Origin of the sequence: Ilumatobacter sp. (assembly GCF_030065885.1) — a bacterium.
Taxonomy (GTDB): Bacteria; Actinomycetota; Acidimicrobiia; order Acidimicrobiales; family Ilumatobacteraceae; genus Ilumatobacter.
Map to the genome: position 1 here is coordinate 17588 of NZ_JASJCS010000051.1, position 13484 is coordinate 31071.

Annotated in this window: 17 protein-coding genes; 15 read left to right on the forward strand and 2 right to left on the reverse strand. The window is 69.2% G+C overall.

Features of this window, described 5'->3' with window-relative positions; translation table 11 throughout:
• Nucleotides 1–47 precede the first annotated feature (47 nt).
• Nucleotides 48–662: a methyltransferase gene (locus QNJ12_RS12145; protein WP_300622914.1), complete on the reverse strand. Its 615-nt coding sequence runs from the start codon at nucleotides 660–662 to the stop codon at nucleotides 48–50.
• 20 nt (nucleotides 663–682) lie between these two features.
• Between QNJ12_RS12145 and def the strand changes: the two genes are divergently transcribed.
• The 7 genes from def to QNJ12_RS12180 all read left to right on the forward strand — a co-directional run bounded on the left by def (nucleotide 683) and on the right by QNJ12_RS12180 (nucleotide 5166).
• The gene (def, locus tag QNJ12_RS12150; protein ID WP_300622915.1) at nucleotides 683–1222 is read left to right on the forward strand and encodes a peptide deformylase; all 540 of its coding nucleotides are present in this window, start codon (nucleotides 683–685) and stop codon (nucleotides 1220–1222) included.
• Nucleotides 1219–2025, forward strand: a complete 807-nt coding sequence (locus QNJ12_RS12155) for a methionyl-tRNA formyltransferase (protein ID WP_300622916.1) — start codon at nucleotides 1219–1221, stop codon at nucleotides 2023–2025. Before def ends, QNJ12_RS12155 begins: the two co-directional genes overlap by 4 nt.
• Nucleotides 2022–3131 carry a transcription antitermination factor NusB gene (locus tag QNJ12_RS12160; protein WP_300622917.1) on the forward strand — a complete coding sequence of 370 codons (1110 nt, stop codon included), beginning with the start codon at nucleotides 2022–2024 and terminating at the stop codon, nucleotides 3129–3131. Before QNJ12_RS12155 ends, QNJ12_RS12160 begins: the two co-directional genes overlap by 4 nt.
• On the forward strand, nucleotides 3128–3622 hold the full coding sequence (locus QNJ12_RS12165) for a MogA/MoaB family molybdenum cofactor biosynthesis protein (protein ID WP_300622918.1): 495 nt from the start codon (nucleotides 3128–3130) through the stop codon (nucleotides 3620–3622). Before QNJ12_RS12160 ends, QNJ12_RS12165 begins: the two co-directional genes overlap by 4 nt.
• 44 nt (nucleotides 3623–3666) lie before the next feature.
• Nucleotides 3667–4539 (forward strand): ATP phosphoribosyltransferase, encoded by an 873-nt coding sequence (gene hisG, locus QNJ12_RS12170; RefSeq protein WP_300622919.1) that lies wholly within the window; start codon nucleotides 3667–3669, stop codon nucleotides 4537–4539.
• A 121-nt stretch (nucleotides 4540–4660) separates the two neighbouring features.
• On the forward strand, nucleotides 4661–4858 hold the full coding sequence (locus QNJ12_RS12175; protein ID WP_300622920.1) for a cold shock domain-containing protein: 198 nt from the start codon (nucleotides 4661–4663) through the stop codon (nucleotides 4856–4858).
• 2 nt (nucleotides 4859–4860) lie between these two features.
• A complete protein-coding gene (locus QNJ12_RS12180; RefSeq protein WP_300622921.1) occupies nucleotides 4861–5166 on the forward strand; it encodes an MGMT family protein in 306 nt (101 codons plus the stop codon).
• A 44-nt stretch (nucleotides 5167–5210) separates the two neighbouring features.
• Here the strand turns inward: QNJ12_RS12180 and QNJ12_RS12185 are convergent, their stop codons facing one another.
• Nucleotides 5211–5567, reverse strand: a complete 357-nt coding sequence (locus tag QNJ12_RS12185; RefSeq protein WP_300622922.1) for a DUF1844 domain-containing protein — start codon at nucleotides 5565–5567, stop codon at nucleotides 5211–5213.
• Nucleotides 5568–5855: 288 nt separating this feature from the next.
• On the opposite strand from QNJ12_RS12185, the gene infC reads away from it, so the two are divergent.
• The 8 genes from infC to QNJ12_RS12225 all read left to right on the forward strand — a co-directional run bounded on the left by infC (nucleotide 5856) and on the right by QNJ12_RS12225 (nucleotide 13300).
• Entirely contained in the window at nucleotides 5856–6527 is a 672-nt protein-coding gene (gene infC, locus QNJ12_RS12190) for a translation initiation factor IF-3 (RefSeq protein ID WP_367281786.1), read from the forward strand.
• An 8-nt stretch (nucleotides 6528–6535) separates the two neighbouring features.
• Complete coding sequence (rpmI, locus tag QNJ12_RS12195; RefSeq protein ID WP_367281784.1) at nucleotides 6536–6724, forward strand: 50S ribosomal protein L35; 189 nt, start codon at nucleotides 6536–6538, stop codon at nucleotides 6722–6724.
• Between the two features lie 46 nt (nucleotides 6725–6770).
• Nucleotides 6771–7124, forward strand: a complete 354-nt coding sequence (rplT, locus tag QNJ12_RS12200) for a 50S ribosomal protein L20 (protein ID WP_300622924.1) — start codon at nucleotides 6771–6773, stop codon at nucleotides 7122–7124.
• 166 nt (nucleotides 7125–7290) lie between these two features.
• A complete protein-coding gene (locus tag QNJ12_RS12205) occupies nucleotides 7291–7878 on the forward strand; it encodes an RNA methyltransferase (protein ID WP_300622925.1) in 588 nt (195 codons plus the stop codon).
• Between the two features lie 180 nt (nucleotides 7879–8058).
• Entirely contained in the window at nucleotides 8059–9069 is a 1011-nt protein-coding gene (gene pheS, locus QNJ12_RS12210) for a phenylalanine--tRNA ligase subunit alpha (RefSeq protein ID WP_367281787.1), read from the forward strand.
• Nucleotides 9011–11617, forward strand: a complete 2607-nt coding sequence (gene pheT / locus QNJ12_RS12215; RefSeq protein ID WP_300622927.1) for a phenylalanine--tRNA ligase subunit beta — start codon at nucleotides 9011–9013, stop codon at nucleotides 11615–11617. Before pheS ends, pheT begins: the two co-directional genes overlap by 59 nt.
• Nucleotides 11617–12045 (forward strand): ACT domain-containing protein, encoded by a 429-nt coding sequence (locus QNJ12_RS12220; protein WP_300622928.1) that lies wholly within the window; start codon nucleotides 11617–11619, stop codon nucleotides 12043–12045. The genes pheT and QNJ12_RS12220 overlap by 1 nt, the downstream gene beginning before the upstream one ends.
• A 121-nt stretch (nucleotides 12046–12166) precedes the next feature.
• A complete protein-coding gene (locus QNJ12_RS12225) occupies nucleotides 12167–13300 on the forward strand; it encodes an IS630 family transposase (RefSeq protein ID WP_367281785.1) in 1134 nt (377 codons plus the stop codon).
• Nucleotides 13301–13484 lie beyond the last annotated feature (184 nt).

The window sequence follows — 13484 nt, forward strand, 5'->3', positions numbered from 1 at the left end:
TGACCGACTGCACGCCGCCGTCGCCGATCGCCGACGGTCGCGAGGCGTCAGCCACCGGCTCGGGGAGGTGGCTCGGCGTGGATCCGGAGCAGCCGGAAACCGGCTCGGCTCGCAAGTCGCTCGGCCGGCCGTCCGCCCGCCTCGAGCCACCGTTGGAGCGAGTCGGCGCCGAGGTGCTTCTGGACGACGAGCACGGCCTCACCGTCGGATTCGAGGCGGCCGAGCCAGTCGGTGAGCAGCTGCTGCAGCGCCGGTTTGCCGATGCGGATCGGCGGGTTGGACCAGATCGTCGCGAACCTGGTTGCGGTCGGCACGTCGGCCGGTGCGGCGACGCGGACGTTGTCGATGCCGTTCCGTTCGGCGTTCGCCTCGGTCAGCGATCGAGCGCGGTCGTTCACGTCGACGGCCCACACGGTGGCGGCCGGCGAGCGCAACGCCATCGTGAGCGCGATCGCCCCCGATCCGCATCCGAGGTCGAGGAGGTCGCCGGTCGCCGACGGGGGCGGTGCGGCGCGCAGCAACAGCGACGTCCCGGTGTCAACGTGGCCGTGGCTGAACACGCCGCGTGCGGTCACCATGGTGAACGACACGTCGGCGAGCGCGACATCGACCACGACCTCGTCGGGGTCGACCTCGGGTCGCTCGGCGAAGTAATGGCTCACGCTCGGTAGCCTGTCACGCCATGACCTACACGATTCGCACCTATGGCGATCCCGTCCTGAAGTCGGAGGCCGCGCCGGTCACCGATGTCGACGGGAAGCTGGTGCGGCTGGTCGACGACATGTTCACGACGCTGTACGAGAGCGGCAACGGCATCGCGCTCGCCGCGCCGCAGATCGGCGTCCAGAAGCAGATCTTCGTGTGGGACTTCGGCGAGCGGCAAGAGGTCGTCTTCAACCCCGAGATCGTCGAGTCCGACGGCGAGTGGGTCTACGACGAGGGGTGCCTCTCGATCCCGCACCTGTACGTCGAGATGGTCCGACCGAAGCGGGTGCTGCTGCGCGGTGTCGATCTCGACGGCGAGATCATCGAGCGCGAGGCCGATGAGCTCGAGGCGCGCATGTTCCAGCACGAGCTCGATCACCTGCACGGCGTCCTGATGTTCGACCGGATGGATCCCGATCAGCGCAAGGAAGCCATGGCCGAGTTCCGTCGGCTCCAGCGCGAGGCCGGGGCGGGCGCGGCCCCCGAGCCACGGCGGCGACGACTCCGGCTCTCGTGAGGCTCGTCTTCCTCGGCACGCCGGCCATGGCGGTGCCGCCGCTCGAGGCGCTCGTCGAGGCAGGCCATGAGGTCGTGCTCGTCGTCACGAGGCCCGACAAGCGGCGCGGGCGGGGGAGTGGCACGTCGCCGAGCCCGGTCAAGCGGGCCGCCGAGCGCCTCGGTCTCGCGGTCTCGCACGACGTCGACGATGTCATCGACGCCGGCGCCGAGCTCGGCGTCGTCGTGGCGTTCGGTCAGATCATCAGGCCGCATGTCCTCGCCGCGCTACCGATGATCAACCTGCACTTCTCGCTGCTGCCGCGCTGGCGGGGCGCAGCTCCGGTCGAACGCGCGCTCCTGGCCGGCGACGAGATGACGGGCGTCTGCGTGATGGCCGTCGAGGAGGGTCTCGACACCGGTGGCGTCCATGCGCGGGTCGACGTCCCGATCGGTGACACGAGGACCGCCGACGAGCTCCGCACCGAGCTCGTCGAGGTCGGGTCGGCGCTGCTCGTCGACTCGCTCGCCGACGGGCTGGGGGACCCCGAGCCCCAACTGGGTGCGCCCACCTACGCGGCGAAGATCGACCCCGCCGAGCTTCGCATCGACTGGTCCAGGCCGGCTGCCGAGACCCACCGGCTGGTCCGTCTGGGCGGCGCGTGGACGACGTTCCGGGGCGCCCGCGTCAAGGTGCACGCCGCCGAGTTGGCCGACGACGGGGCGCTCCTCCCGGTCGTCGTGCAACCCGAGGGCAAGGCTCGCATGGCCTACGACGCCTGGCGGAACGGCGCCCGGCCGGCCGACGGCGAATGGTTCGAGTGAGCGGCTCGGCCCGGCAGCTGGCGTACGACGTGCTGAAGCGCATCGAGCGCGACGGCGCGTATGCGAACCTGGTGCTCGGACCGATGCTCGACCGGTCCGGCCTCTCCGACGCCGATCGCAGGTTCACGACCGACCTCGTCTACGGGACCACCCGCATGCGACGTGCCTGCGATGCCCTCGTCGACCGCTTCATCACCGTGCCGCCTGACGCGGCGACGCGGACGCTGCTTCGTCTCGGCGCCTACCAACTCGAGTTCGCAGGCGTCGCGCCCCATGCTGCGGTCGGCGAGACGGTCGCCCTGGCGCCGAAGCGCGTCCGAGGGTTCGTGAACGCCGTGCTGCGCAAGGTGTCGACGGTCGAGATGCGGTGGCCGAGCGAGCTGTGCCGACTGAGCTACCCCGACTGGATCGGAGCGACGCTGCGGCGTGAGCTCGGCGACGACGACGCCAGGCGGGCGATGAACCGGATGAACGAGGCGGCCGTGCCGATCGTGCGAGCCGACGGGTACGTCCAGGATCCGTCGTCGCAGTGGGTCGCCGCTGCGGTGGGAGCGGCTCGCCGCGAGCGCGTCCTCGACGTGTGTGCCGCTCCGGGGGGCAAGGCGACGGCGATGGCGTCGGCCGGCGCCGACGTGTTCGCAGCCGACATCCACCCGGCGCGGATCGGCCTGATCGACGAGAACGCCCGTCGTGTCGACGTCGAGCTCACCCTGGTGCGGGCCGACGGCACCGAGCCACCGTTCACCCCCGAGTCGTTCGATGCCGTGCTGATCGACGCGCCGTGCAGTGGGCTCGGTGCGCTGCGACGGCGGCCCGACGCCCGGTGGCGCGTCCAGCCGAGGGACGTCGACGCACTCGCCGACCTCCAGCGCCGGATGCTCGGTGCAGCCGCACCGCTCGTTCGGCCGGGTGGCCGTCTCGTCTACAGCGTGTGCACGCTGACTGCGGCCGAGTCGATCGACCATCCCGTCCCGCACGGCTTCGAGGTCGACGACCGGCGGCCCGAGATCGGGGCATGGCGCCCGTACGGGCACGGGTGGCGGGTGTTGCCGCACGATGCCGACACCGACGGCATGGTCCTGATTCGGTACCGTCGCCCGGCATGAGTGGTGACGAGCAGGCGGAGGCGCCGCTACAGGCGAAGGTGCTGACGGTCAGCGACGGCGTCTTCCACGGCGCCCGCGACGACACGGGCGGGCGTGGCTTGGCGGCCCACCTCGCGGGCAACGGGTTCGACGTCGTCGACCATCAGGTCACCCAGGACGGTGCCGACGAGGTCGCCGCGACGTTGACCGAGATGTCCGAGGGCTTCGCCGGCCTGATCGTCACGACCGGCGGCACCGGCTTCGCCCCGCGCGATCAGACCCCCGAGGGCACACGACGCGTCATCGAACGCGACGCGCCAGGGCTGGCCGAAGCAATGCGGCTCGTGAGCCCCTTCGGTCGTCTGTCGCGCGGTGTGGCGGGCATCCGCGGCGAGACGATCATCTGCAACACCCCCGGTTCCCCGAAGGGCACGATCGAGCAGATCGACGCCGTGATCGACGTGCTCTCGCACGCCCTCCGTCTCCTCCACGCCGAGCCGACCGAGCACTGATTCCGGCGCGGTCCGAGCGGGCTGCGTCGGTAACCTCGGGCGGCGTGTTGCGACTCGTCCTGCCGAAGGGGTCGCTCGAGCGGGCCACGTTCGAGCTGTTCGAAGCGGCCGACCTGACCGTCGGCCGCTCGTCGAGCGTCGACTACAAGGCCAGCATCGACGACCCGCGGATCGACGAGGTGCGCATCCTGCGCCCGCAGGAGATCCCGACCTACGTGGCCGAAGGGCTGTTCGACCTGGGGATCACCGGGCGTGACTGGGTCGAGGAGACCGGCGCCGCGGTCGAGAGCCTCGGGGAGCTGCAGTACTCGAAGGCGACGTCGAACCCGGTGCGCGTCGTCGTCGCCGTCGCGGGGGATTCGGCCGTCGAGCGGGTCGAGGACCTGCCCGACGGGGTACGGGTCACATCCGAGTACCCCGAGATGACCAAGCGGTTCTTCGCAGCACGCGGCGTCGACGCCGACGTCCGCCTCTCCTACGGCGCCAGCGAGGCGAAGATCCCCGACATCGCCGACTGCGTGGTCGACATCACCGAGACCGGGCGGGCGCTGCGCGCCGCCGGCCTGCGGGTGATCGACACGATCCTGACCAGCCACACCGAGGTCGTCGCCAACCCGGCAAGCTTGGCCGACCCCGAGAAGCAGCGGGCGATGAGCCAGCTGATGACGCTGCTCGACGGCGCGCTCGAGGCCCGCGGCAAGGTGCTCCTGAAGCTCAACGTCGCAGCGGGGCAGAAGGGCGCGGTGCTCGCGGTGCTCCCGGCCGCGAAGTCGCCGACCGTCAACCAGCTCGCCAACGGCGACTACGCGATCGAGACCGTGGTCGAGAAGAACGGCATCAACCGCCTGATCCCCGACCTGCGTGAGGCAGGAGCCACCGACCTGCTCGAGATCCCGATCGTCAAGATCGTCCATTGATGATGGTCGCGACCGGCCTCCGCTGCGCTTCGACTCCTCCCTCCGTGCAGCCCGTGAGCCGTGGCCTCCTCGTCGCTGGCGCGTCCCTCGCCAGGCGCCCGTTCGTCCGAGGGCGAGCTCCATGCTGATCGGGGTGGTGACCGAGTTCGAGGCAGATCGTGGGCTGGGACGCGTCGTCGACGACGACGGGCAGGTCTACCTGTTCCACGTGGTCGAGATCGGCGACGGGACCCGGTCGATCGACGTCGGGCAGGCGGTGACGTTCGAGGCGCTGCCGAGGTTCGGCGAGCTGCAGGCCGGCAACGTCGAGAAGGTCTGACCGTGGACGACCTCGGTGCCGAGCGCGAGCGACGGATCATCGACGTCTTGATCACCCTCCAGCCCGGCGAGGTGACGACCTATGGCGACGTCGCCGACATGGCCGGCTACCCGAAGCACTCGCGCCTGGTCGGCCGGATCCTCCAGACCACCGACGTCGAGGTGCCGTGGTGGCGGGTGGTCAACGCGGCCGGCCGGCTCGTCCCGGGTCACGAGCGCGATCAGACCAAGCTGCTGCTCGAGGAGGACGTGATCATCCGAGAGGGCCACGTCAAACAGGCCCCCCACGGTCGCTTCAGCGACCTGTGAGCCCCGGACCGGTCGTGGCTGGCAGCTCCGTTCGCCTGGGGAGCTCAGGCGTCGTCGCTCCCGTCCGCCTGGCCGGTCTGCGCCTTGACGCTGACGAACGCCATGCGGATGTTGGCCAGGGCGTCCTGCATCGCGGACGCGTCGTCGCCGAGCCGGTCGCCCAATCCCTCGACGAGCATCGCCATCGAATCGATGGCCAGCGACGCCGACACCAGGTCCGGCGTCTCGGACGACAGGTGGATCGCGCCGAGCTCGTACAGCCCCATCACGTGGTTCGTGACGACGACCTCGGCGGGCACCTGGGCGAGCCGGGCCCGTGCCTCGGCCATGGCCGCCTCGACCTGTGCGGCCTGGTCAGCGGCGTCGTCACCCGGTACGTCCACGTCGGATTCGTCAGTCACCTGCGCTACCCTACCGAGGCCGGTCGTCGTGTGATCGTGATCCGATCAGGCGGCGCCCGACGACAACCGAGGCGAAGTGGGGCCAGCGGCAGTCGCCGGTGGACTCCCACCCGGCCACCGGGATCCACAGGTCTCGAGTGCGTCCGGGTCGATGATGATCACGGCCTGCCAGGGCCGTCCGCGCGAGTCGCGGGCTTCCCGGTCGGTCTGCTCCGCATTGACGTCGCGTCGAGCACGACCAACGACACCATCCATGGGAGGCCACCCATTGCACAGGAGTGATCAGTCATAGCACCGCCGAAGAGCGACCAGCACCGCGTCAACGACCGCATCCGGGCCCGTGAGGTCCGCCTGATCGGTCCCGACGGCGACCAGCTCGGGATCAAACCGGTTCCCGAGGCGCTGCGGATGGCACGTGGGCTCGACCTCGATCTCGTCGAAGTCGCGCCGATGGCGAACCCGCCGGTGTGCCGGATCATGGACTACGGAAAGTTCCGGTACGAAGAGGCCCAGAAGGCCAAGGAAGCTCGACGCAAGTCGACCAACGTCACGATCAAGGAAGTCAAGTTCCGTCCGAAGATCGGCAAGGGTGACTTCAACACCAAGATGCGCCACCTCATCGAGTTCATCGAGGACGGCCACAAGGTGAAGGTCACGCTGCAGTTCCGAGGCCGCGAGATGGCCCACCCCGAGCTCGGTCGCAAGATCCTCGACGACGTGATCGAGAGCGTCGGGCCGATCGCCAAGGTCGAGAACCAGGCCCGCATGGAGGGCCGGAGCATGTCGATGGTGCTGTCGCCGGACAAGCAGGCGCAAGAGGCGCTCAGGAAGGCGGCCGAAGAGGCTGAACGCCAAGCAGCAGCAGCCGAGAAAGCTGCCGAAGAGGCCCGAGCAGCCGAGAGCGCCGGCGACGAGCCGGCGGTCGCGGAGGCACCCCCCGCAGTATCAGGAGACGAATGATGCCGAAGATGAAGACCTCGAAGACCGCCGCCAAGCGGTTCAAGAAGACCGGCAAGGGCCGGCTGCGTCACGAGCAGCAGAACAACCAGCACAAGTTCGAGTCGAAGAACTCGAACCGCAAGCATCGGCTCGACCGTGATGCCGACGTGCACCCCTCCGACCAGAAGCGCATCAAGCGGCTCCTCACCGAGCGCTGATTCGACCACCCCTCACGACCACGATCGAACACAAGGAGACTGAGCAATGGCACGCGTCAAGCGCGGTGTGACGGCCAAGAAGCGTCACAAGAAGGTTCTCAAGCAGGCCAAGGGCTACTACGGCAACAAGAGCCGGTCCTTCCGGGCCGCCAACGAGCAGCTGCTGCACAGCGGTCAGTACGCGTTCCGCGACCGCCGGGCGAAGAAGGGCGAATTCCGTCGCCTGTGGATCCAGCGGATCAATGCCGCCTGCCGGCAGAACGACATGAGCTACAGCCGGTTCATCGCCGGCCTCAACGCCGCCGGTATCGAGGTCGACCGCAAGATCCTCGCCGATCTCGCCGTGACCGATCCGAGCGCGTTCTCGGCGCTGGTCGCCCAGGCGAAGGCGGCGCTCTAGGAGCGATGCCCTGACCGGCCTCGCGTTCAACAACCCGAAGGTCCAACGACTGCGGCGCCTGCTCGGGCGCCGCAGTGCGCGTTCGGAGGAGCGTGCGTTCGTCGTCGAGGGGCCGACACTGATCGCCGAGGCGGCTGCCGCCGGCTGGGAGATCGAAGCCGAGTTCGTGGCGCCGGGCGCCGATCCGGTCTCGGCCGCGCCGGTGTTCGAGCTCGGCGAGGGCGTGCTCGAACGGGTCGCATCGACCGACCACCCGCAACCGAACCTCGTCGTCGTCCGGATGCCGGTTGCGGAGTCGGCGCTCGACGAGGCCGGCTTCGTCCTGGTCGGCGACCAGCTCAACGACCCCGGCAACCTCGGCACGATCCTGAGATCGGCCGAAGCCGCCGGCGTCGACGCGGTCGTCCTGACGCCCGGATCCGTCGACCCGTACAACCCGAAGGTCGTGCGGGCCAGTGCCGGGGCGCTCTTCCGGGTCCCCGTCGCAACGGCGACGCTCGACGAGGTGCGAGCCGCCGGCCTGCGGGTCATCGGTACGTCGTCGCACCAGGGCGACCGTCACGTCGACGCCGACTGGTCGGGTCGCGTCGCGATCGTGCTCGGTAGCGAGGCGCACGGCCTCCCCGACGACGCGCCGGTCGATCGATGGGTCCGGATCGAGCACCAGGGCACAGCCGAGAGCCTCAACGTCGCCATGGCGGCGACACTGCTCGTCTTCGAGGCGGTCCGCGTCCGGGACGTCGGCACAAGCTGATTGGATGGATCCCGCTCGGCCGCCTAACCTGACGCTCGTGACGAGTGCGCAGCGATTTCTGCGCCCCGGGTGGACAACCCGGGGACGGTGACGCCGACCGATCGCGCGCCCACACCCACGTCCATCCGGGGATGACGGCAACGACACCCGTACGCTCTCTCCGTCGAAAGGACACCCGTGATCGCAGACATCAGTGCCGCCCGAGGAGCGGCACTCGCCCAGATCGAAGCCGCCGACTCGCTCGAGTCGATCGCCGCACTCGACACCCAGCTGCTCGGCAAGAAGGGGTCGATCGCCCAGCTGAAGACCAAGCTCGGCGGCCTCGCCACCGTCGACGAGAAGAAGGCCGCCGGCCAAGCGGTCAACGAGGCGATGCAGGCGGTCTCCTCGGCCCTCGCCGCACGGCGCGTCGAGCTCGGCACCGCCGCCACGGCCGCCCGCGTCGAGGCCGAACGCCTCGATCTCACCGAGTTCGCGGTCAAGCCGGAACGTGGTCACGCACATCTCGTCACCCAGTCCTGGGAACGGCTCGAGGACGTGTTCATCGGGCTCGGCTTCCAGGTGGCCGAAGGTCCCGAGGTCGAGACCGACTGGCACAACTTCGAGGCGCTGAACATGCCGATCGGGCACCCGGCGCGCGGCGAGTGGGACACGCTGTTCCTCGACCACGCAGCGCCGGGTGAAGATGTCGGTCGGACCGTGCTGCGCACGCACACGTCCCCCGTGCAGATCCGCACCATGCTGTCCGGAATGCCGCCGATCTACATCGTGGCGCCGGGGCGGGTGTTCCGCCGGGACACGCCCGACGCCACGCACATGCCGGTCTTCCACCAGATCGAGGGTCTCGTCGTCGATCGCGACATCACGATGGCGGACCTGGCCGGCACGATCGAGGCGTTCACGAAGGCGTTCTTCGGCGCCGACTTCTCGTCGCGCCTGCGCCCCTCCTACTTCCCGTTCACCGAACCGTCGGCCGAGTTCGACATCCAGCGGCCCGACGGGTCGTGGCTCGAGCTCGGCGGGTGCGGCATGGTCCACCCGAACGTGCTCCGCCACGGCGGTATCGACCCCGAGGAGTGGAGCGGTTTCGCGTTCGGATTCGGCATCGACCGCATGGCTGTCATGCGCCACGATGTCGCCGACATCCGCGACATGTTCGTCAACGACATCCGCTTCGCGGAGCAGTTCTGATGTACCTCGTCACTCGCTCGCTCGCTGCGCTCGCTCGCTCCGTTCCTCCGAGACGAGTGAGCGGCTGCGCCGCACTCGACCGTGCTCGGACGACCGGCCAAGCCGGTTCGTCCGAGAGTTGGAGGGGGATCGCGGAGCGCCCCCTCCACACCACCCCCACTGCACCGATCGGTTCGCTCTCGTGAAGATTCTTCTTTCTTGGTTGAACGAGTACGGGGACTTCGCCGATCCTGCCGATCCTGCGGCAGTGGAGCGGCTGGCCGACGTGATGATCGGGCTCGGGCTCGAGGTGTCCGAGATCGAGCACGTCGGGGCCACCGTCGACGGGGTCGTCACCGCCGAGGTGAAGCGGCTCGAACAGCACCCCGATGCGGCCAAGGTGCAGCGGGTGTACGTCGACACCGGCGACGGCGACGAGCACCACGTCTGGTGCGGGGCGTTCAACATGTCCGCCGGCGACATCGTCCCGCTGGCGACGCTCGGCACGATGATGCCGAACGGGATGACGATCGAGCGGCGCGGCATCCTGGGCATCGAGTCCGAGGGCATGCTGTGCGCAGCCGACGAGCTCGGGCTCGGCGACGACCACACCGGCATCCTCGTCCTGCCTGAGGGGACACCGATCGGCGTCCCGTACGGCGAAGCGCTCGGCATCGAGCCCGACATCCTCTTCGACCTCGACATCACCCGTAACCGGCCCGACTGCTGGGGCTACGTGGGCATCGCCCGTGACGTCGCAGCCCAGATGGGCATCGCGTTCCGGCCGCCGACACCGACGATGGCCGTGACCGGCGACGAGCGAACGGCTCCGGTCGAGCTCGTCGACGGCGATCGGTGCGCGCGCTTCACGAGCACGGTCATCTCCGGTGTGAAGGTCGGCGAGGGTGCGCCGTGGATGCAGCGCCGACTCACGGCGGCCGGGATGCGGCCGATCAGCAACGTCGTCGACGTCTCCAACTACGTCATGCTCGAGCTCAACCAGCCGAACCACGCCTACGACCTCGAGACGCTCGGGGGCGGGGGATTCCGCGTGCGCCTCGCGCGAGACGGTGAGCACCTCACCACCCTCGACGGTGAAGATCGCACGTTCACCGCCGAGGACCTGCTGATCTGCGACGCCACCGACACGCCGATCGGTGTCGGTGGCGTGATGGGCGGTCTCGACTCCGAGATCTCCGACACCACGACGACCGTCGCGCTCGAGATGGCGTGGTTCGAGATGGTCGGCATCGGTCAGACCGTCACGTCGACGGGCCTGCGGTCCGAGGCGTCGGCACGGTTCGAGCGCGGCGTCGACCCGTACGGGATGCCCACGGCCATCGCCCGCTTCGTCGAGCTGCTCGCCGAGACGTGCCCCGATCTCACCGTGCACACCGGTGCGGTCGACGCACGGTCCGAGTTCCTGCCGCCCGCCGATCGCGAGACCAGCGTGCGGATCATGGAGGTCAACCGGATCCTGGGCACGTCGCTGACCTCCGACGATCTCCCGCCGCTGCTCGACCCGATCGGCTACCGCGTGTCGGGTTCCGGCGACACCCGCACCGTCTCGCTCCCCACGTGGCGGCTCGACTCGATCGAGGAGATCGACGTCATCGAGGAGGTCGCCCGCCACTACGGCTACGACCGGCTCGGCAAGACGATGCCGATGTCGACCGAGCACGGCGGCCTGTCGGTCCACCAGCAACGCCGACGCCTGCTGCGCGACATCCTGCTCGGCCTGGGGATCACCGAGGCGATGCCCAACCCGTTCCTCGCGCCCGACACGCTCGAGCGCGCCGGCCTCGGCGGCCCGACGATCTCGATCACGAACCCGCTCGTCGTCGAGGAGAGCGTGCTCCGGACGTCCTTGCGGCCGGGCCTGCTCGAGGCGATCGCCTACAACGAGTCGCACCGCCGGCCCGGCGTGCGGCTGTTCGAGATCGGCCGCGTGTACCCGCCGGGCGAGGGTGAGCTCCCCGACGAGTACGAGGCGTTGTGCGTCGTACTCGCGGGGGAGGAGGCGCCCGCAGCGATGGCGGTGTGGCGTGAGATCGCCAGGGCACTCGGCGTCGGCGCGCGTGTCGATCAGAGCCGCGTGCCGCCGGGTCTGCACGCAACTCGCTCGGCCACGCTGCAGGCCGGCCGTGAGCCGACGGGGGCCGTCGGCGAGATCGACCCGACGGTGCTCGAACGCTTCGGCGTCGATGAGCGGGTCGCGGTCCTCGAGTTGCGGCTCGATGACGTGCTCGATCGCGAGCCGAAGCCTCCTGCGTGGAAGCCGGTCAGCCGCATGCCGTCGAGCGATCTCGACCTGGCGTTCGTCCTGGGCGACGACGTGCCGGCCGAGAAGCTGGAGAAGGCGATTCGGCAGGGCGCCGGCTCGCTGCTCGTCGACATCGACCTGTTCGACGTGTTCCGAGGCGAGTCGCTCGGCGACGGTCGCCGGAGCCTCGCGTACCGGCTGCGCCTGCAGGCGCCGGATCGCAACCTCACCGACGCCGACATCGCCGACGTCCGGCAGGGTGCTGCCGCGGCAGCGGCCAAGCTCGGCGCCGAACTGCGGGGCTGATGGCCGGCGAGACCGATCTCGATCGGATGCTCGCGTCCCTCGCCGTCGAGCGACGCCCCGGCACCTTCACGTTCGTCACCGGCCCGTGGAAGACGCTGAAGTCGGTGGCCCACGCCGAGATCCGGGAGGCCGAGGGCGAGACGCTGGTCGTGACCATCGACGACGCTCGCGCCGCCGGTGCGCCGGTCGAGTTCGAGGCGGCGTGGCTCACGCTGACCGTGCACAGCTCGCTCGAGGCGGTCGGCCTCACGGCCGCCGTCAGCCGCGCCCTCGCCGACGAGGGCATCGCCTGCAACGTGCTCGCCGGCTACCACCACGACCACCTGCTCGTGCCGGTCGAGTCGGCCGCGTCAGCGATCACCGCCATCGAGACCCTCACCGCAAACCCGTCGCGAGTCGTGTCAGACACAAGTCGCGACCGGGGGTAGGTGGGGCGGAGCGCCGACGTGGAGCGGGTCAGCGGAGCCCGGTCGAACTAGTGCCGTGACCGGCAACGTTCGGGGGTCGCGCGTCCACCGGTGAGGTCCCTGGATCTGTTTTCCTTGGTGGATGGCTGAACGTGTCGTCGTGAGAGACCTTGCCCCGCAGGAGGGCCAGAAGTTGTTGTCGATCATCCGGCGGGGATCGGGGTCGGTCGTGCGGTGGCGAAGAGCCCAGATCGTGTTGTGGTCGGCGCAGCGGATGTCGGTGCAGCAGATCGCCGAGATCGCGTTCACGTCCGAGGATCGGGTGCGTGAGGTGATCCACAACTTCAACGCCGACGGGTTTGACTCGCTCGCACCGAAGTACGCCGGTGGTCGGCCGCCGACATTCACGCTGCCCGAGCGCCAGCAGATCAAGAAGGTCGCCCTGTCACGACCTCAGGATCACGGGTTGCCGTTCTCGACCTGGAGCCTGTCGAAGCTGGCCGAGTTCCTGGTCGCTGAGGGGGTGGTCGACGACATCAGCCATGAGGGCCTGCGCACTCTGCTCCGCGAGGAGGGCGTGTCGTTTCAAGTGATCAAGACCTTCAAGCAATCAAACGATCCGGACTTCGAAGCCAAGAAGAACCGGATCCTCGAGCTCTACGCGATCGCCGATGGCACCATTGAGCCTGGTGAGGATGATCCGACGGTGATCGTCTGCGTTGACGAGTTCGGACCGCTCAACCTGCAACCCCACCCCGGACACCAGTGGGCACTGGTCGCCGCCGGGCCCGGCGACACCGATCAGCCGCGGCGTCGCCGGCGACGGGCGACCTACACCCGGCCCCACGGTGTGCGGCACATGATGGGCGCCTACGACCTGTCCCGGGATCGGCTCTACGGCCACATCGTTGCCCGCAAGGACCGGACTGCGTTCTTGAGGTTCCTGCGCTACATCCGCAGCTGGTATCCGCCCGAGGTGCGGATCGGGATCGTGCTCGACAACTTCTCACCCCATCTGTCCACCAAGACCGACCGACGGGTCGGCGAGTGGGCTGCGGCCAACAACGTCGAGCTCGCCTACACGCCGACCTACTCGTCATGGCTGAACCGAATCGAAGCCCAGTTCCAGGCGCTGCGCTACTTCACCGTCGACGGCACCGACCACACCACCCATCGCGAGCAGGCCAGCATGATCCGCCGCTACATCCACTGGCGCAACCGCAACGCACACGACCAAGCCCTCCGCGAACTCGTCAAGCGCGCAAACGTTGCCTGACGCGGCACTAGTGGCGTGACCGGCAACGTTGGTGGGGTCGCGTCCACCGCTGGTGGGTGCGAGTCTGTTTTCCTGTGGGGATGGCAGAGCGTGTTCAGGTCCGGGAGATCTCCAACGAAGAGGGTCAGCGCCTGTTGCGGATGGTGCGCCGGTCGTCGGGGTCGATCGTGACGTGGCGGCGAGC